Origin of the sequence: Streptomyces sp. WAC07094 (assembly GCF_036320405.1) — a bacterium.
GTDB classification, from domain to species: Bacteria; Actinomycetota; Actinomycetes; order Streptomycetales; family Streptomycetaceae; genus Streptomyces; species Streptomyces lannensis.
The window spans coordinates 5,680,814-5,699,758 of record NZ_JAVMJZ010000001.1; the positions used below are offsets into that span (position 1 = coordinate 5,680,814).

13 protein-coding genes are annotated in these 18,945 nt (G+C 72.0%); 4 read left to right on the forward strand and 9 right to left on the reverse strand.

Features of this window, described 5'->3' with window-relative positions:
* Entirely contained in the window at positions 1 to 1,164 is a 1,164-nt protein-coding gene (gene dusB, locus RCR19_RS25095) for a tRNA dihydrouridine synthase DusB (protein ID WP_331267170.1), read from the forward strand.
* A 12-nt stretch (positions 1,165 to 1,176) separates the two neighbouring features.
* Here the strand turns inward: dusB and RCR19_RS25100 are convergent, their stop codons facing one another.
* Together RCR19_RS25100 and RCR19_RS25105 are read right to left on the reverse strand one after the other, a co-directional pair.
* Complete coding sequence (locus tag RCR19_RS25100; RefSeq protein ID WP_331269549.1) at positions 1,177 to 2,841, reverse strand: hypothetical protein; 1,665 nt, start codon at positions 2,839 to 2,841, stop codon at positions 1,177 to 1,179.
* A 773-nt stretch (positions 2,842 to 3,614) separates the two neighbouring features.
* Complete coding sequence (locus RCR19_RS25105) at positions 3,615 to 5,552, reverse strand: glycogen debranching N-terminal domain-containing protein (RefSeq protein ID WP_331267171.1); 1,938 nt, start codon at positions 5,550 to 5,552, stop codon at positions 3,615 to 3,617.
* 824 nt (positions 5,553 to 6,376) lie between these two features.
* Here RCR19_RS25105 and RCR19_RS25110 point away from each other — a divergent pair.
* Positions 6,377 to 7,597, forward strand: coding sequence for an ROK family protein (locus RCR19_RS25110; protein WP_331267172.1), 1,221 nt, complete (start codon positions 6,377 to 6,379; stop codon positions 7,595 to 7,597).
* A 429-nt stretch (positions 7,598 to 8,026) separates the two neighbouring features.
* Positions 8,027 to 10,768, forward strand: a complete 2,742-nt coding sequence (ppdK, locus tag RCR19_RS25115; protein WP_331267173.1) for a pyruvate, phosphate dikinase — start codon at positions 8,027 to 8,029, stop codon at positions 10,766 to 10,768.
* A gap of 154 nt (positions 10,769 to 10,922) precedes the next feature.
* Here the strand turns inward: ppdK and RCR19_RS25120 are convergent, their stop codons facing one another.
* From RCR19_RS25120 to RCR19_RS25150, 7 genes are all read right to left on the reverse strand, one after another.
* Positions 10,923 to 11,687: a glucose 1-dehydrogenase gene (locus RCR19_RS25120; RefSeq protein WP_331267174.1), complete on the reverse strand. Its 765-nt coding sequence runs from the start codon at positions 11,685 to 11,687 to the stop codon at positions 10,923 to 10,925.
* 68 nt (positions 11,688 to 11,755) lie between these two features.
* Positions 11,756 to 12,337, reverse strand: a complete 582-nt coding sequence (locus tag RCR19_RS25125) for a TetR/AcrR family transcriptional regulator (RefSeq protein ID WP_331267175.1) — start codon at positions 12,335 to 12,337, stop codon at positions 11,756 to 11,758.
* Positions 12,338 to 12,366: 29 nt separating this feature from the next.
* Positions 12,367 to 12,741, reverse strand: a complete 375-nt coding sequence (gene nirD, locus RCR19_RS25130) for a nitrite reductase small subunit NirD (protein ID WP_059131471.1) — start codon at positions 12,739 to 12,741, stop codon at positions 12,367 to 12,369.
* Entirely contained in the window at positions 12,738 to 15,353 is a 2,616-nt protein-coding gene (gene nirB, locus RCR19_RS25135; protein ID WP_331267176.1) for a nitrite reductase large subunit NirB, read from the reverse strand. Before nirB ends, nirD begins: the two co-directional genes overlap by 4 nt.
* Positions 15,353 to 16,579, reverse strand: a complete 1,227-nt coding sequence (locus RCR19_RS25140; RefSeq protein WP_331267177.1) for an FAD-dependent oxidoreductase — start codon at positions 16,577 to 16,579, stop codon at positions 15,353 to 15,355. The genes nirB and RCR19_RS25140 overlap by 1 nt, the downstream gene beginning before the upstream one ends.
* A gap of 68 nt (positions 16,580 to 16,647) precedes the next feature.
* On the reverse strand, positions 16,648 to 17,316 hold the full coding sequence (locus tag RCR19_RS25145; RefSeq protein WP_331267178.1) for a class F sortase: 669 nt from the start codon (positions 17,314 to 17,316) through the stop codon (positions 16,648 to 16,650).
* A 116-nt stretch (positions 17,317 to 17,432) separates the two neighbouring features.
* The gene (locus RCR19_RS25150; protein ID WP_331267179.1) at positions 17,433 to 17,960 is read right to left on the reverse strand and encodes a hypothetical protein; all 528 of its coding nucleotides are present in this window, start codon (positions 17,958 to 17,960) and stop codon (positions 17,433 to 17,435) included.
* 339 nt (positions 17,961 to 18,299) lie between these two features.
* On the opposite strand from RCR19_RS25150, the gene RCR19_RS25155 reads away from it, so the two are divergent.
* Positions 18,300 to 18,899 (forward strand): NAD(P)H-dependent oxidoreductase, encoded by a 600-nt coding sequence (locus RCR19_RS25155; protein WP_331267180.1) that lies wholly within the window; start codon positions 18,300 to 18,302, stop codon positions 18,897 to 18,899.
* Positions 18,900 to 18,945 lie beyond the last annotated feature (46 nt).

Below are 18,945 nucleotides of genomic sequence, written 5' to 3' on the forward strand. Positions count from 1 at the left end.
ATGCCCACGCTCACGACCAACCCGACCACGACGGATCCGGCACTGCGGATCGGCCCGCACGACGTGCGGGTCCCGATCGTGCTCGCCCCCATGGCCGGGATCACGAACGCGCCGTTCCGCACGCTGTGCCGGGAGTTCAGCGGCGGCAAGGGCCTGTTCGTGAGTGAGATGATCACGACTCGGGCGCTGGTGGAGCGCAACGACAAGACCATGCAGCTGATCAGGTTCGACGCCACCGAGCGGCCGCGCTCCATCCAGCTGTACGGCGTGGACCCGGCGACCGTCGGCAAGGCCGTCCGCATGATCGCGGAAGAGGGCCTGGCCGACCACATCGACCTCAACTTCGGCTGCCCGGTGCCGAAGGTGACCCGCAAGGGCGGTGGCTCCGCGCTGCCCTACAAGCGCAACCTGCTGCGGGCGATCCTGCGTGAGGCCGTGAGCGGCGCGGGTGACCTGCCGGTCACGATGAAGATGCGCAAGGGCATCGACGACGACCACATCACATACCTGGACGCCGGGCGGATCGCCGTCGAGGAGGGCGTGACGGCCATCGCGCTGCACGGTCGCACGGCCGCCCAGCACTACGGCGGCACCGCGGACTGGGACGCCATCGCACGGCTCAAGGAGCACGTGCCGGAGATCCCGGTGCTCGGGAACGGCGACATCTGGTCGGCCGAGGACGCGCTGCGGATGGTGCGTGAGACGGGCTGCGACGGAGTCGTGGTGGGCCGCGGGTGCCTCGGGCGGCCCTGGCTGTTCGCGGATCTGGTGGCCGCCTTCGAGGGGCGGACCGGTGACATCGCGCGGCCGGTGCTCCGCGAGGTCGCCGACGTCATGGTCCGGCACGCCACCCTGCTCGGCGAGTGGATCGGCGACGAGTCGCGCGGGGTCATCGACTTCCGCAAGCACGTGGCCTGGTACCTGAAGGGTTTCGCGGTCGGCTCGGAGATGCGCAAGCGGCTCGCGATCACGTCCTCGCTCGCGGAGCTGCGGGCCGGCCTGGACGAGCTCGACCTCGACCAGGCCTGGCCGGTGGGTGCCGACGGGCCCCGGGGCCGCACGTCCGGCAACAACCGCGTGGTGCTGCCGGACGGCTGGCTGAAGGACCCGTGGGACTGCGCGGGGGTCGGCGAGGACGCGGAGCTGGACACCTCCGGGGGCTGAGCCCCGGCGGGGTCAGTGCCCCGACGGGTGCGGTGTCGAGCCGTACGCCGTCAGGAAGCGGTCCCGGAACGAACTCATCTTCCACACCGGGGCGTCGTGGGCCGGCCGCAGGCCGTCCGTCCAGCCCCAGTCGGCGATCTTGTCGAGCACCTTCGGGTCCTTGGCGACGATCGAACAGGGCACGTCCCGGCTGGCGTTGTTCCCGCTGACCCGGGAGATCGGCTGGTGGTCGCCGAGGAAGACGAGCACGGTGTTGTCGTTGCCGTAGCGCTCGAGCCACTGGGTCAGCGCGGTCACCGAGTACTGGACCGACTCGCCGTACCCCTCCTTCGACCGGGTGGAGTTCGCGATGACGTCCGCCGGCTTGGTGCCCGCCTTCTCGATGGCGTCGAAGATCGAGCCGTTGCCCAGCCGGTCCCAGTCCACCATCTTGGGGATCGGCGCCCAGGGCTGGTGGCTCGACGTCAGGATGACGAACGAGGCCAGGGGCTTGTCGCGCTTCTTGCTGTGCTCCAGTTTCTGGAACTGCTCCAGCGTGAACTGGTCCGGCATGGTCGACCAGCTGAACTTCGGGCCCTGGTAGCCGAGCTGGAAGGCGTTGCGGACCTTGTCGAGGCCGTACCACTTCGCCTCCGGCCAGCCCTTCTGCACGCCGGGCATGATGCCGACCGTGTCCCAGGCGCCGGTCTTCTTGAACGCCTCGGTGAGGGTGAGGTGGTCGCTCGAGGTGACCGTGCGATAGCGCTGCTGGTTGTCGACCCACAGGCCCGACATGAACGTGGAGTGCCCGAGCCAGCTGCTGCCGCCGTAGGTAGCCGACGTCAGCCAGCCGCTCTTGGCATGGAAGCCTGCCCGGTCCAGGGCCTTCGTGCTGGCGTCGAGTGTCTTGTCGACCCCGGGGGCCATGATCGGGTCCTCGACGGCACTGCGGCCGTAGCTCTCGATGAACGTGAAGATCATGTCCTTGCCGCGCAGATCGGGCACGAGCTGGGAGGCGGGGGTGTTGCCGAACGCGTCGGCCTGCGCTGTCCTGGTGAACTCCCGCTCGTCGTGAAGCGTGGTGCGAACGTTCTTGGCGCGTGCCTGGAGCAGCGTGACGATGTGGTCCGAGGCCAGTTGCATGCCGCTGACCTGGAGGCCGAGGGCCGTGAAGGTCATCCACACCATGCTGAGTACGAGCACGGTACGGGTGGTGGCGGCGCGGTGCCGGGCCATCACATTGCTGACCCGGACGACGGACAGCGCCGAGACGGCCGGTATGAACAGGGCCAGCACGATGACCGCCGCCAGTGCCCCCAGGGCGCCCGTACCGCCCAGGGTGTCCTTGAGATAGGCGTAGGCGTCCGCGAACAGCGACCAGTCGAGGATGACGTTGAAGCCTCGTCCGAGGTACTGGTAGAAGCCGATGTCGAGCAGGCTGAGCAGGGTCAGTGCACCGAGCACGATCCCGCCGAGCCAGGCCAGGACCAGCCGCGGCCGCCGTGGCAGCGCGGTCAGCACGACGGCACCGATCAGCGCCTCCACCGGGATCCTCAGGAACACCGTGGGCCGGAAGTCCGGCTTGTTGGGCAGGAGGAGCGAGGCGACGACGAGCGCACCGGCGAGCACGGTGACCGTGACGCCGATGACGCGGGCGGCCACGGGGTGGTCGGCCCGCCAGTCGCGCAGCCGCCGCAGCCGGGGACGGGCGCCGGGCGGCCGGCCGGCGTCGGTTCCGCCGTCCGCAGCGGCGTCGGAGTCGCCCTCGGCGGCGGTCCGGCCGTCCACGCTGCCCGAGGCGGGCGCATCGGCGTCCACGGCGGCGGCACCTGGTTCGGTATCGGCGAGGGGTGTGTCGGGGTCCGCGGTGATGGCATCCGACTCGCCGGCGGAGGCGGGCGCGCCGGCGTCCGCAGCGGCGGCATCCGACTCGCCGGCGGCGGGGGTGTCGGCGCCGGCGGCTTCAGCCTGGGCAGTGCTGGCCTCGGTGCCGGTCTCCCTCCCGGCCTTCGCCGCCCGACCGGTCGCGGAGTCGCCGCCGCTCTCCGGTTCGGGTGCCTGTGCGGTGGTGGCCTCGTCCTCCGTTTCTGCCACCGACGCGGCGTCGGGCTCGGACTCGGGCTCGGGTTCCGCCGAGGATCCCGGTGCGGGCGCGGCGGACTCGGTGGCCGGTTCGGACCCGGCGTCCGAACCCCGGGACGGCTCCGCCGCCGTCTCGGACCGTTCCGCCTCCTTTGGCAGTGCCCCGTCCGTGGCTGCCCCAGCCTGGTCCGTCTTCTGTGGTGAGCGCGTGTTGAGAGGCAACCCGAGGGTCCTTCCGTGCGAAGCCCGTGGTGGAGGGGCGGGCCACGCTGGGGAGGCCGGACCCGCCGTCATCCCGTACGGGCGGTCGCACGGATGTGTTCAAACGGGGCGCCCCAGTGCCCGGCAAACACTCGGCAAATCCCAGGTCAACACGACTCGGTGCCGGGTCAGGCGCCGCCGACCGCGGTGAGCAGGGCCAGCGGTGTCGCCGCCGAGCGGGATTCGCGGACGCACGCGTGGGGGTAGGGCACCGGCTCCGGATGGGTGTCGCGACCGTACCCGGCGAGCACCTCCGGGAGCCGGTGCCCCGTCGCCATGGCGGCGTCGACCAGCCCGTGCGCGACCGTGCGGGCCTCGTCGTGCAGCCCGTAGCGGGCGAGCCCCAGCGCGATCAGCGCGTTGTCGTGCGGCCAGACCGAACCGCGGTGGTACGACATCGGGTGGTACGCGGCCTGACCGGCGGCCAGGGTGCGCACGCCCCAACCGGAGTAGAAGTCGGGTTCCAGCAGGCGCCGGCCCACCAGCTCTCCGTACTCCTTGTCCAGCAGACCCGACCACAGCAGATGGCCCGCGTCCGACGCGAGGGCGTCGACCTGACGGCCGGCACCGTCCAGGGCCAGCGCCGGGAAGGCGTGCGCGTCCATCCAGAAGTCCCGCTGGAAGCGGTCGCGCAGATCTCCGGCCGTCTGCTCGAGGAGCGCCGCGTACACCTCGTCGTCCCACACCGTGCGCGCCAGATGCGCGGTGCGGCGCAGCGCGTCGTACGCGTAACCCTGGGCGCCCGCCGCCATCACCGGGCCGACCGGACGGCTGCCGTCGGCGCAGCAGATGGCGCCGGGGGAGTCCTTCCAGTTCTGGTTGGCGAGGCCACCCCGATCGGCACGGTAGAGGAGATAGCCGCGCGAGGTGAGTCCGCCGTGGTCCAGCATCCAGCCGATCGCCGCGCGGGCATGGGGCTCCAGGCGGCGGGCGGTCGTCACGTCACCGGTCTGCTCGACATACGCCCCGAGCAGTACGAGGAACAGTGGGGTGGCGTCGACGGAACCGTAGTACCGCCCGTAGGGCACCTGCCCGAAGTGCGCCAGCTCCCCGTGCCGCACCTCGTGCACGATCTTCCCCGGCTGGGCCACCGACCGTGTGTCCACCGCGGTCGCCTGGGTGGCGGCGAGCGCGGACAGCGTGGCCGCGGCCGACCCGGGGCGGTAGGGCAGGGCGAAGAGCGAGGTGAGGAGTGCGTCGCGGCCGAGGAGCGTGAGGAACCAGGGCGCCCCGGCGGCGGGCACGTTCAGTTCCTCCCCGTCCGGACCCGTCGCCGGGACCTGGAGCGCGGCGAGGTCGGACAGTCCCCGCGCGCAGGCGGCCGCCAGCTCGGGCCGGCCGGTGGGGAGGGCCACGTCCTGAATGAACTCGCCCTCCAGGGCGAGCAACTGGCCGCCTGCGGCGGCCGGGGACGCCGGGATCACGGGTGCCGCTGTCGCTCCGTGCGGCCGTGCCGCGACCCGTAACGCGAGGTGGGTCGAGCCGTGCGGCTCCAGGTCCAGCGTCCAGCAGAGGCGGCGCGCACCCGTGCCGGTCTCCTCCACGGCGTCCGGCGGAGGGTCCGACGTCACGGTCGTGCGGGACCACCACTCGCCGCGCCGGTAGCCGAACTCCACGCCGTCCTCGAGGACCTGACGGGAGCGCACGGCACCGGACTTGGCGTACGTACGGTGGTCGGAGCGCAGTTCGAACTGGTCGGTGAAGTCGGCGTCCGCGGTCACCGCGACGCGCACCGTGGTCGGCACCGGGCGGTTGCTGGTGACACGCAGTGACTCCACGAACGCCGCTTCGACGACGGCCTGTTCACGGAAGAGGGTGTGCGCGGGCGGCTCCGCGCGGCCGCCGCGCGGCACCAGGACGCAGCGGGCGGTGTCCCCGTCGGCGATCGGTGCGAGCGTCTCCGGCACGGCTCCGTCGACGGTGAGCTGCCATCGGCTCAGATGCCGCGCGTCACGTACGAACAACCCTGCCGGGGAACCGACGCCCCGCACCCCGTTGATGTCCCCGCTGTCGCCCACGGCGGCGAACGTCCCGCCTCGCACGAGCAGATGATGCCGGTCCGTCATGCCCGGTCCCCTTCCTTGTCACTCCTGTCGAACGTGTCGATGCCCTCGGAGGGCACGGACGCCGGCCCGGCCCGCCACCGGCCCCCGCCCCGGAAGGCCGCCGCTCCCGGGTCCGGATCACCGGGGCGAGCCCCCCTGCCGCCCCGGTCGCGACGGCGCGGCGGCCCCTCGTGCCGGGAGGCCGGGACCTGGTGGAGCCGGGGCGGAAGGCCGCGCGTCCGGGGCAGCCTGGGCTCGGACCGGTGCGCCGGCCGCGCTGCCGGCGCGTGCACCGTGGCCGCGCGACGCCCGAGGTCTGTACGGTGCGCGGAGTGCCCGCCGTGCGCCCGTCGGTCGAGGAACACCGGAAGCACGGGCCCGGCAACCAGGCGTCGAGCGGCTCGGAGGGAGTGGGGACGATGCACACGATCCGCCCGTCGCGGCGCCCGGAAGCCGAGCGGTTTCTCCGGCTCGTTCCGCCTCGGCGGCGACGACGACGGACGGCACGGCCCGGTCACGATGAGCGCCGGGTCCCGGAAAGGCCGGTGCGGATACGGCACGGTGGACGTCCCGGTGTGCAATGGCCCGATGGGCCCGGACGGACCGTATGCGCCGGGGCCGGGACCGATGTCCTCCCATGGGCCGGGCGCCGTCGGCGGGCCGGAGGCGCCCACGGCACCTGTACGTCCCGTGCTGCGGGCGGTGGGTCGGGTCGTGCGGTCCACTCAGGTCCCCCCGAACGACGTCCGGCCGAGTGGTTCGGCCCCAGCTACCGTAGAGTTACGTCTATTTGACACGCAAAACCCAGCATGTAATGCAAGGTTGACGAACGCAAGGGGGTGCGCATGAGCGCGAGGGCCGGGAAGGCGGGCGGTCAGGCCAGCGCGGGAGATCTGCTCGAGCTGGTGCGCAGCGGCCGCGCGACGACACGGGGTGCCCTGCAGCAGGCCACGGGGCTTTCCCGGGCCACGGTCGGCCAGCGGCTCGACCGGCTCTTCCGCGCCGGCTGGCTGCGCGAGGGTGCCGGCGGACCGGTCGACTCCCCGCTGGGCGGCCGCCCCTCGATCACCCTGGAGTTCGACGACGCCCACGCGGTGGTGCTGGCCGCCGATCTCGACACCCGGCACGGCCGTGCGGCGGTGCTCTCCCTGACCGGCGAGATCCTCGCGGAGCACTCCGGAAGCCTGGTCGTCGAGGACGGCCCGGACGCCGTCCTCGGGGAGCTGGGCCGCTGGTTCGCCGAGCTGCTCCCGAAGGCGGGACACGGGGTGCAGGAGGTCTGCGGGATCGGGCTCGCCGTTCCCGGACCGGTGGACAGCGACACCGGCCGGGTCGTCCAGCCACCGATCATGCCGGGCTGGGACGGCTTCGACATACGGGGACGCCTGGGCCGGGCCTTCGCCGAGCATGCGCGCTCCGGCGCCGAGGTGCCCGTCCTGGTCGACAACGATGCCAATCTGATGGCCTACGGCGAACAGCGCACCGGACATCCGGACTGCTCGGCCTTCGTGCTGGTCAAGGTCTCCACCGGTATCGGCGCCGGTGTGGTCGTCGACGGGCGCATCTACCGCGGCATCGACGGCGGCGCCGGGGACATCGGGCACATCCGCGTCCCCGCGGGCGCGGAGGCGTTGTGCCGCTGCGGCTCCTACGGCTGCCTGGCCGCGGTGGCGAGCGGCGGAGCCGTGGCGCGACGGCTCGCGGAGGCGGGGGTTCCGGCCGCTTCCGGATCGGACGTACGGGACCTGCTGACCGCCGGGCACCCGGAGGCGGCCGCGCTCGCCCGGGAGGCGGGGAGACGCGTCGGGGACGTCCTGGCGACCGTGGTGACGCTGCTCAACCCGGGAGTGCTGATGATCGCCGGCGATTTGGCCGGAACCCCCTTCCTGACGGGCCTGCGGGAACTGCTGTACCAGCGGGCACTGCCCCGCTCCACCGCGCATCTGGACGTGGTGACCTCGCGGCTCGGGGAACGGGCGGGCCTGGTGGGGGCGGGTGCCCTGGTCGTCGAGCATCTCTACGCCCCGGACCGGGTGGAGGAGCGGCTGCTCGCGCTCGGTGTGTGAGGGCTGCCGGCGCCCGAGACGTGAAAGCCGTGTTTCCGCCCGGATCCCCGTCCACATGGTGAAACCGGACCGCTCCGTATAGCGTGATTCTCGCCACCCTTGATAGGGGCTCCGCTCAGATGAGCGGATCATGTTCGGCTGCACTTCTCCAAGGAGTGGCACTGAGTGCCACCCGCCGATCGTTCATCGATCGAAATCAGACGTGTGGCCAGTTGCTCATCTGAGCAATAAATCCGGGCTGCTGGGCGGTGATGCGTTCAAGAAGTGAAAACCTCACCCGATGGGCGGTTGCCAAGCTTTGACTTTCGATCCGGTGGCGGACGAGTGGTTACAGCGGCATGACGCACAAGTGGACGTACCCAGACGCCTTTGATCTGGGTATGTTCCTCGCCGTCAGGGCAGCCACCGCGTCCTCGAGGAGTCGAGACCGTGTCGGAAAACAAAGATCCCCACGTAGCTGAAAACGGCGGCGAGGGCGTGAAGTTCGTTTACGACTTCACCGAAGGCAACAAGGACCTCAAGGACCTCCTCGGCGGCAAGGGTGCCAACCTCGCCGAGATGACCAACCTGGGTCTGCCCGTCCCTCCGGGCTTCACCATCACCACGGAGGCCTGCAAGGTCTACCTGGACAGCGGTGAGGAGCCCGCGGCACTGCGTGACGAGGTGAGTGCGCACCTCGAGGCGCTCGAGAAGCGGATGGGGAAGAAGCTCGGTCAGGCCGACGACCCCTTGCTGGTCTCGGTGCGTTCCGGTGCGAAGTTCTCCATGCCCGGCATGATGGACACGGTCCTGAACATCGGTCTCTCCGACAAGTCGGTGCAGGGTCTGGCGAAGCAGGCCGGCGACGAGCGCTTCGCCTGGGACTCCTACCGCCGTCTCATCCAGATGTTCGGCAAGACCGTTCTCGGTGTCGAGGGTGATCTCTTCGAGGACGCGCTCGAGGCGGCCAAGCAGGCCAAGAAGGTCTCGGTCGACACGGAGTTGGAGGCCGCGGACCTCAAGAAGCTGGTCACCAAGTTCAAGAAGATCGTCAAGACCGAGGCCGGGCGCGACTTCCCGCAGGACCCGCGCGAGCAGATGGACCTGGCCATCAAGGCGGTCTTCGACTCGTGGAACGGCGACCGGGCGAAGCTCTACCGGCGCCAGGAGCGCATCCCGCACGACCTGGGCACGGCCGTCAACGTCTGCTCGATGGTCTTCGGCAACCTGGGCCCCGACTCGGGTACCGGCGTGGCCTTCACCCGCGACCCCGCCTCCGGGCATCAGGGCGTGTACGGCGACTACCTGCAGAACGCGCAGGGCGAGGACGTCGTCGCGGGCATCCGCAACACCGTGGTCCTCGCCGATCTGGAGCAGATCGACAAGAAGTCGTACGACCAGCTGATGCAGATCATGGAGACGCTGGAGAACCACTACAAGGACCTGTGCGACATCGAGTTCACCATCGAGCGCGGCCGGCTGTGGATGCTGCAGACCCGCGTCGGCAAGCGCACCGCGGGCGCGGCCTTCCGCATCGCGACGCAGCTGGTGGACCAGGGCCTGATCGACGAGGCGGAGGCGCTACAGCGGGTGACGGGCGCTCAGCTCGCGCAGCTGATGTTCCCGCGCTTCGACGAGCACGCGAAGGTCGAGCAGGTAGGCCGGGGCATCGCTGCCTCGCCGGGCGCGGCGGTCGGCAAGGCGGTCTTCGACTCCTACACCGCGGTGAAGTGGTCCCGCTCGGGCGAGAAGGTCATCCTGGTGCGCCGCGAGACCAACCCCGACGACCTGGACGGCATGATCGCGGCCGAGGGCATCCTGACCTCGCGCGGCGGCAAGACCTCGCACGCGGCCGTCGTGGCCCGCGGCATGGGCAAGACCTGTGTGTGCGGCGCCGAGGAGCTGGAGGTCGACACCAAGCGCCGGCGGATGACCGTGCCCGGCGGGCACGTCGTCGAGGAGGGCGACCTCATCTCGATCGACGGATCGAGCGGCAAGGTGTACCTCGGTGAGGTCCCGGTGGTGCCCTCGCCGGTCGTGGAGTACTTCGAGGGCCGGATGCACGCGGGTGCCGACGACGCCGACGAACTGGTCGAGGCCGTGCACCGGATCATGGCGTTCGCCGACCGCAAGCGGCGTCTGCGCGTACGCGCCAACGCGGACAACGCCGAGGACGCGCTGCGCGCGCGGCGGTTCGGGGCGCAGGGCATCGGCCTGTGCCGCACGGAGCACATGTTCCTCGGCGACCGGCGCGAGCTGGTCGAGCGCCTGATCCTGGCGGACACCGAGACCGAGCGCGAGGAGTCCCTGAAGGAGCTGCTTCCGCTGCAGAAGCAGGACTTCGTGGAGCTCTTCGAGGCGATGGACGGCCTCCCGGTGACGGTCCGGCTCCTGGACCCGCCGCTGCACGAGTTCCTGCCCGACATCACCGAGCTGTCGGTGCGCGTGGCGCTGGCGGAGTCCCGCCAGGAGCCGCACGAGAACGACCTGCGCCTGCTCCAGGCGGTGCACCGGCTGCACGAGCAGAACCCGATGCTGGGCCTGCGCGGGGTGCGCCTCGGCCTCGTCATCCCGGGGCTGTTCACGATGCAGGTGCGGGCCATCGCGGAGGCGGTCGCCGAACGCAAGGCCGCCAAGGGCGACCCGCGCGCGGAGGTCATGATCCCGCTCGTCGGCACCGTCCAGGAGCTGGAGATCGTGCGCGAGGAGGCGGACCGGGTCATCGCCGAGGTCGAGGCGGCCTCCGGCGCGACGCTGAAGCTGGCCATCGGCACCATGATCGAGCTGCCGCGTGCCGCGCTGACCGCGGCTCAGATCGCCGAGGCCGCCGAGTTCTTCTCCTTCGGCACGAACGACCTCACCCAGACGGTGTGGGGCTTCAGCCGGGACGACGTGGAGGCGAGCTTCTTCACGGCGTATCTGGAGAAGGGCATCTTCGGCGTCAGCCCGTTCGAGACGATCGACAGGGACGGCGTCGGCTCCCTGGTGAAGGCCGCCGCCACGGCCGGCCGTGCCACCCGCCCCGACCTCAAGCTCGGTGTCTGCGGCGAGCACGGCGGCGACCCCGAGTCCGTCCACTTCTTCCACGAGGTCGGCCTCGACTACGTCTCCTGCTCCCCGTTCCGGATCCCGGTGGCCCGCCTGGAGGCGGGCCGGGCGGCGTCACTGGCGGAGGGCAGCGACCACCGCTGACGCCGGCGCCAGACCTCCGGGGCCGTCGTCGGTCACCCCGACCCTCACCGAACCGACACGAGGGCGGCACCGGACACCGGGAGAGGGCGGCACCCCTGTGCGGGGGGTGCCGCCCTCTCGCCGTGCGCGGTCCGTTCGCGGCGGGCCGCAGGCGTCAGAGCGAGCCGCCGCCGTCCACCACGAGGTCGGTGCCGACGACGGAGGCGGCGTCGTCGCAGGCGAGATAGAGCACGGCGGCGGCCACCTCCTGTGTCGCCGAGATCCGGCCCAGCGGGAGCGTGGCCCTCGCGCGCTCGGTGCGCCCGGCCTCCGTCTCGCCGGATCGCAGTGACATCGGGGTGTCGGTGGCTCCCGGGCTGACCACGTTGATGCGGACCCCGTCGCGGATGTGGTCCAGGGCGGCGCCGCGGCTGAGCGCGGTCACGGCGGCTTTGGAGGCGGAGTAGGCGGCGGCCCCGGGGGTGGTGGTGTGCGGTCCGAAGGTGGAGGAGACATTGACGATCGCGCCGCCCGACGGCTGGGTCCGCATCCGGCGGATCTGCGCCCGCAGAGCCAGGAACATGCCGCTGACGTTGATGTCGAGCTGGCTGTGCCAGTCGGCCTCCGGAAGGTCGGCCAGGGGCCCGCCGCCCCGGAAGACGCCGGCGTTGTTGACCGCCACGTCGAGCGAGCCGTAGTGGTCCATCGCCACCCGGACCAGTGCCTCGGCGTCTCCCGGGCGTGCGACGTCGGCGGTCGCCGCGAGCGCGGTCCCGCCCCGCTCTTCGATGAGCCGGACCGTCTCCTCCAGCGGTTCGCGCCGTCGTCCGGCGACGACGACCCGTGCGCCCTCCGCCGCCAGCGCCTGCGCGATCGCCCGGCCGATGCCGGAGCCGGCGCCGGTGACGAGGGCGGTGCGGCCGGAGAAGCGAGTGCTCATGATTCCCCCTTTATTGGAACAACTGGTTCAGTATGACGGCATGCCCCGGGCCCGACCACACGAGTGGCTCAGTCGAGCACGGACAGGGCCTGCTCCGCCGCGTCCCGCACGCGTGCCGGGTCCGACGAGGCCTTTCCGGCGACCCGCAGCCCCTGCATCAGCACCAGAAGCATGCGGGCGAGGGCGCGCGGATCGCGGTCGCCGGACAGCTCCCCCTGCGCCTGTGCGCGGGCCAGCGCCGAGTGCAGCAGGGTCTCGGCGTAGTCCCACCGCTGCTCGACGCGGCGGGCCGCCTGCGGATCGTGCGGTGCGAGCTCGGCGGCCGTGTTCGTGACAAGGCAGCCGCTGAGCCGCTCCTCGTCGGCCGCCTCCGCGGCGAAGCGGCGCAGGACGGCCCGTACGGCCGGCAGTGCGGGTCCCGGCTGGGACAGCTCCCTCAGCAGGACGGCGTCGCGGTTCTCGCCGTAGCGGTCGAACGCCTTGAGGTAGAGCTCGTGCTTGCTGCCGAACGTCGCGTACAGGCTGGCGCGCCCGATCCCCAGGTGCTCGACCAGGTCGGACATGGACGTCGCCTCGTAGCCGCGCCGCCAGAACAGCTCCAGGGCCGCCTGCAGCGCGGCGTCGGGGTCGAACTCCTTGGTCCTCGCCATATGCCGGAGCCTAGGATTTTCCGGAACGATCAGTCAAGCAAAGGGTCGAGCGCGGTACGCACCTCGTAGGTCGCCACCCGAACCGACTCGTCGTCCAGGCACCGGCCGGAGAGCAGGTCGAAGCGCTGCTTCAGCAGGGGGGAGGCGACGAACGGCCGGCCGTCGTGGGTGCCCGTCAGGCCGCGGGAGAGCACCGCCGCGCCGCCGAAGGGGTCCCGGTTGTCGATGCCGTACAGCCGGCCGGCGCGGTCGCGGAAGAGCGCCACCTGGCGCCCGTCCGGCAGCAGTGCGGCCACGCCTCTGCCCTCGGGGGTCAGCAGGCTCAGGTCGCAGACCGTGAACCAGCCGTCCCCGTCGAGGCGGAGCTGGACCTTCGGACCGGTCGTCCCCGATGCCAGGGTCATCGTGCGGCACTTCCTTCCAGGACGTCCTCGTCGGGGCGGGGGCCGATGGCCAGCAACGGCAGGTCGGGCTTGATCTGGTCGCGCTCGGGCACGAAGCCGACGACGGGGTCCGGGGTGTCCGGCGCGTTGACGAACGACACGAAACGAGCCAACTTCTCGGGGTCGGCGACGGTCTCGGCCCACTCGTCGCGGTAGTTCGCCACATGGGCCGCCATCAGGGACTCGAGCTCCCCGCAGATGCCGAGGGAATCGTTGACCACCACGTCCCGAACGTGGGCAAGACCTCCCGGGATCCGCTCCAGCCACACCGAGGTGCGCTCCAGCCGGTCGGCGGTGCGGATGTAGAACATCAGGAAGCGGTCGATCGTACGGACGAGTTCGGTGTCGGAGAGATCCTGGGCGAGCAGATCGGCATGGCGCGGGGAGGCGCCGCCGTTGCCGCCCACATAGAGGTTCCAGCCGTTCGCCGTGGCGATCACGCCGAAGTCCTTGGACCGGGCCTCCGCACACTCGCGGGCGCAGCCGGAGACCGCCGACTTCAGCTTGTGCGGGGACCTGAGCCCCCGGTAGCGCAGCTCCAGATCGATCGCCATGCGCACGGAGTCCTGGACGCCGTAGCGGCACCAGGTCCGGCCCACGCAGGACTTCACGGTACGCAGCGCCTTGCCGTAGGCATGGCCGGACTCGAAGCCGGCGTCGACCAGCCGGGTCCAGATCAGCGGCAGTTGCTCCACCCGTGCGCCGAACATGTCGATGCGCTGACCTCCGGTGATCTTCGTATAGAGGCCGAAGTCGCGGGCGATCTCACCGATCACGATCAGCTTCTCCGGGGTGATCTCGCCGCCGGCGATGCGGGGCACGACCGAGTAGGAGCCGTTCTTCTGCAGGTTGGCGAGGAAGTGGTCGTTGGTGTCCTGAAGCGCCGCCTGCTCGCCGTCCAGCACATGTCCGTCGGCGCCGATCGCCGGGGCCAGGGAGGCGATGATCGAGGCGACCGCGGGCTTGCAGACCTCGCACCCGTCCCCGCCCCGCGCGCCTCGGTGCCCGAACCGGTCGAGCAGCCGCCGGTAGGAGGAGATCCGCAGGCTGAGGACGATCTCGTACAGCTCCTCCCGCGTCTGCGGGAAGCAGCCGCACAGGCCCTTGTCGGTCTCGACACCGCTCGCCGCCAGTTCGTCGGCGACCAGGCCGCCGATCACCTTGACGCAACTTCCGCAGCCCGTGCCGGCCCTGGTGCACTTCTGCACCTCGGGCACGGTGGTGCACCGGTGCCCGGTGATCGCGTCGCGGATCGTGCCCTTGGTGACGTTGTGGCAGGAGCACACGACCGCCTCGTCCGGCAGCGCGGAGGGTCCGAGCGGGGCGGGTGACCCGGCTCCGGCGGGCAGCACCAGGGACTCCGGCGGTACGGGCGGCACCGAACCGGTGAGCGCGCGCAGCGTCCCGTAGGCCTCCGCCTCGCCGACCAGGATGCCGCCGAGCAGTTCCCCGTCCCGGCCGACGACCAGCTTCTTGTACGTGCCCGAACGCGAGTCCGCGTAGGTGACGTCGAGTGAGCCCTCGGTGGTGCCGTGCGCGTCGCCGAACGACGCGACGTCCACGCCGAGCAGCTTGAGTTTGGTGGACAGGTCGGCCCCGGTGAACGCGGCCTCGTCGGCGGCGATCGTGGCCGCGGCCGTCTCCGCCATCTCGTAACCCGGCGCGACCAGCCCGTACACCCGGCCGTCGGAGGCGAGCGCGCACTCGCCGATCGCGAACACACGGGGGTCCGCGACCGTACGGCACTGCTCGTCCACGGCGATGCCGCCGCGCTCGCCCACCGTCAGCCCGCAGTCGCGGGCGAGCCGGTCGCGGGGGCGGACACCGGCCGAGAACACCACCATGTCGGTGGCCAGCTCGGAGCCGTCGGACAGCTTCATGGCCGCCACCGCGCCGTCCGCACCGGCGACGATCTCCTGGGTGCCCGTGCCGGTGTGCACGGTCAGGCCCATGTCCTCGACGGTGCGCAGAAGGGCGGCCCCACCGCCCTCGTCGACCTGCACGGGCATCAGCCGCGGCGCGAACTCCACGATGTGCGTCAAGAGGCCCAGGCCCTTGAGCGCGCCGGCCGCCTCCAGGCCGAGCAGCCCGCCGCCGACCACCGCGCCCGTGCGGGCCCGCGTCCTCGCATAGCTCTCGATGGCCAGCAGGTCCTCGACGGTGCGGTAGACGAAGCAGCCCTCGGCGTCCTTGCCGGGGACCGGCGGCACGAAGGGGTAGGAGCCGGTGGCGAGGACGAGCGCGTCGTACGGGACGGTGAGCCCGGAGCGCGCGGTGACCGTGCGGGTGTCCCTGTCGATCCTTCCGGCGGGGTCGCCGACGTGGAGTTCGATCCCGTGCCCGTTGATGAACTCCATGTCGGTCATCGACAGTTCCTCGGGCGTGGTGCCCGAGAAGTACGAGGTGAGCCGGACCCGGTCGTAGGCGGGACGCGGCTCCTCGCACAGCACGACCACGCGGTGCGTGGCGGTCAGGCCGCGCTCGGCCAGCGCTTCCAGGAAGCGCTGGCCGACCATGCCGTGGCCGACGAGCACGATCGTGGGGCGGTCCCCGCCGCGTGCGGTCGTGGACATCAGGAGCCTCCATCGGTGGTGAGCAGATGCAGCAGCGGGGCGCCGCCCGTGGGAAGCGGCTCGGCACCCTCCCAGGCGCGGGCGAGGTCGCCGACGGTGCCGAGGTCGCCGACGAGCACGCCGCCGACCAGGCGGTCCTTTCGGACGACGACCCTGCGGTAGGTGCCGCGGGTGGCGTCGGCGAGCCGCACGACGTCGTCGCCGGGGCGGGGGTCCGGCTCGCCGAAGGCGGCGAGGTCCAGGACGTCCCGCCCGGCGAGGGTGAGCCGGGTGAGGGAACGGGTGCCGGAGTAGCGGCGGGTCCGGTCGCCCGCCCCGCCCGCGAGCAGCTCGGCGAGGACGCCGGCCTGCTCGAGTGCGGGGGCGGCGAGCCCGTACACGGTCCCGGCGTGCTGGGCGCAGTCCCCGATCGCCCGGATGTCCGGGTCCGAGGTGCGCAGTTCGTCGTCGACGAGGACGCCGCTGTCCACGGCCAGGCCCGCCTCCCGGGCCAGGCCCACCCGCGGAAGGACACCGCAGGCCGGCACCACGAGGTCGGTGTCGAGGGAGTAACCGTCGGCCATCTCCACGGAACGGACCGCGCCCGCCCGGGTGCGCACACCGCGGACCCGGGTCTCGGTGTGCACCTCGACACCCAGGGCGGTGAGGTGACGGCGCACCAGTGCCGAGGCGCCCGGGTCTAGCTGGCGTTCCATCAGCCGCTCCGCCTGCTGGGCGAGGACCACCTGGGTACCGCGGGCCGCGAGGGCGCGGGCGGCGGAGACCCCGAGCAGCCCGCCGCCGATGACCACGGCCCGCACCCCCTCGCGTACCGCCCCGGCGAGCCGGAGGCAGTCGTCCATGGTGCGGAAGGCGTGGACGCCCTCGGGCAGTTCGGTCCGGCCGGGGGCGAGCAGGCCGCGCAGGGGCGGAAGCACCGGGTTGGATCCGGTGGCGAGGACGAGCGTGCCGTATGCGATCACCGAGCCGTCGGAGCAGTGGAGCTCGCGGCCGGCTCGGTCGATCCGGGTGGCCCGGGCGCGCATCAGGCGCTCCGGGGCCGGCAGGGAGATCACCTCGGGCGGGTAGCGGCCGGCCAGGACGTCGGCCAGCAGCACGCGGTTGTACGGGGGGTGCTCCTCCTCGCCGACGAGCAGGGCGGGCGTGCCGAGTTCGCCGAGGCGCCGGGCGAGACGGACGCCCGCGAGTCCGGCGCCGATCACCACCACACGCGTATTCGAGGTCATGCATCGCAGCGTGCGGTGCCGACGTTACCCGCCCGCATCACGGCTGTTTCCCGTGCGGAACGCTGACCTCAGCCGAGGCGGAGCGGCAGTGTGAGGGCCGGATGGCCGACCGTGAAGCGGGCGAAGACCACCACGTTCCCCCGGTAGCCCGTCCTGCGTGAGTAGCCGCCCCCGCATGTGATCACCCGAAGCTCGGGTCGGGCTGCGGGACCGTAGACCTTGGCGTCGGGAAAGTCCTTCCGCTGGAAGACCTGGACCGCGTACACCGTGAAGACGGCGGTCGAGCCGTCGCGTCGGTGCACATCGATCGTGCTGCCCTTCTTCAGCGCGCCGAGGTCGTAGAAGACGGCGGGGCCCGTCGTGTTGTCGACGTGGCCGGCGACGACCGCGGTGCCCGCTTCGCCGGGCGTGGCGCCGTTCTCATACCAGCCCGCGAGGTTCTTGGCGGCGGCGGGCGGGGCCTGGAGTGCCCCGGTGCCGGTCAGGCCGAGGCCGGTGAGAGGGGCGTCGACGTGCAGGGAGGGTATGCGGATGCGGTCCGGTGGCGAGGGCGGCAGGGCGGGTGGGCCGAACCGCTCCTGGTCCGTGCCCGGGGCGGCCTGAGCGGCCGTCGGCTGCGGGGGCGACGCGGGCTCGTCGGCGCCCTGCAGCAGCCATATGCCGGCCAGGAGGGCTACCGCGGTGACGGACGCTATCGCGGCGTCACCGACGGTGCGGGACTTGCCGACCTTGCGCACATGGGCCTCCTTGCGAGGTGAGGGGTCTCCCGGGCCCCCTCCGGGCCGCGAGGGGCATCGGACCCGGAGGGGGAGCGGGTTGGCGGTACCGGCCGACGGACCGCGGAGGGTGTCCGTCAGATCCCGTCGCCCTTCACCCGGCGATGCAGGAGCCAGGTACCGCCCGCGGCCGCGACGGCAAGAGCCGCCACACCGGCCGCGGTCTTCACGGGGTCGGGGCCGAATGCACCGCCGACCCCCGTCTTCACGCTTCCTTGCGGAAGCGCCGGGTTCTTGACCGCGGTCAGGGAGACCACCAGGTCCCCGGTCACGGTCGTGTGCTGTGCGCCGGAGCACGTCGCGACGATCTCGTACGTACCCGGCTGCGCGCCCGGGGGCACCCGGAACCGCGCCGTCGCCTTCGCCCCGTGCGTGCCGGGCGCCAGCATGAACGTTCCGGCGCCGACCGCCGAGGCGTCGCCGGCCGCCGAGCCGTCCGGGCCGCAGGCCGTCGTGTCGACGGTGACCTGCCCGCCGGGCACGGCGATCGTGGGAGAGACCGCCAGCTCGTCGGTGTTCGCGCCGTACGCGGGTGCGGCGGCGGCGAGCGCCGCGGCGGCGACGGCGAGCGCGGGACCGGTGACCAGGCGGGCCGTTCGTCGCATCGTGGTGCTCCTCGGGGAGAGGGCACGGCCCGCGACATCCCGAGTGTGCCGCTGCGTAGGTCGTGCCCCTGCCCTTTCGAGGAAAGCGGCAGTCCGCGTTCCCCGCTTTCTGACGGAACGTCAGAAATAGGGTGAACGGGTGTCATCCCGGACGTCAATGGAGGCGTCGCCGTGACGTTTCGGCAGGTCACCGGTGCATTTCCGACGGGCCGTCAGAGAACACCCGAAGGGTCCAGGGGTGGCTGCGAAACGGGTGACGCACACGGGCGGCCCGTGGGGCGGCGTCCGGGCGGAGGCGTCGCTTGACCTCAAGAAAGGTCGAGGTACCAGGGTGGTGCCATGAACACCACCACGCATCCCCCTGTCGTCCCACCCGTCCGCGTCGCCGTCGTCGTCGGCAGCAACCGGCAGGGCCGCTTCGGGCCCGTCGTCGCCGACTGGCTGCTCGGCCGGGTCCGTGAACGGGACGACCTCGTACCCGACGTCGTGGACGTGGCCGAGGTCGCCCTGCCGACGACCCTGTCCCCGACCCCGGAGGCGAAGGACGCACTCGCCGGGGTCACCCCGAAGCTGGCCGACGCCGACGCGTACGTCGTCCTGACCCCCGAGTACAACCACTCCTTCCCGGCCGGGCTGAAGAACCTGATCGACTGGCACTACACCGAGTGGCGCGCCAAGCCGGTCGCCCTCGTCTCGTACGGCGGCGTCTCCGGAGGCCTGCGTGCGGTGGAACACCTCCGTCAGGTCTTCGCCGAGCTCCACGCGGTCACCGTGCGGGACACGGTGTCCTTCCACGGCGCGGGCGCCGCGTTCGACGCGGAGGGGCAACCGCGCGACGCGTCAGGACCCGCAGCGGCGGCCAAGGTGATGCTGGACCAACTGGTCTGGTGGGCACGGGCGCTGCGGGAGGCGAAGGAGAGGAGCCCGTACGCCGGGTAGTGCCGTGCGCCGCGCTGCCGGAGGTGTCCCGGGCGTGCGGGAGCCG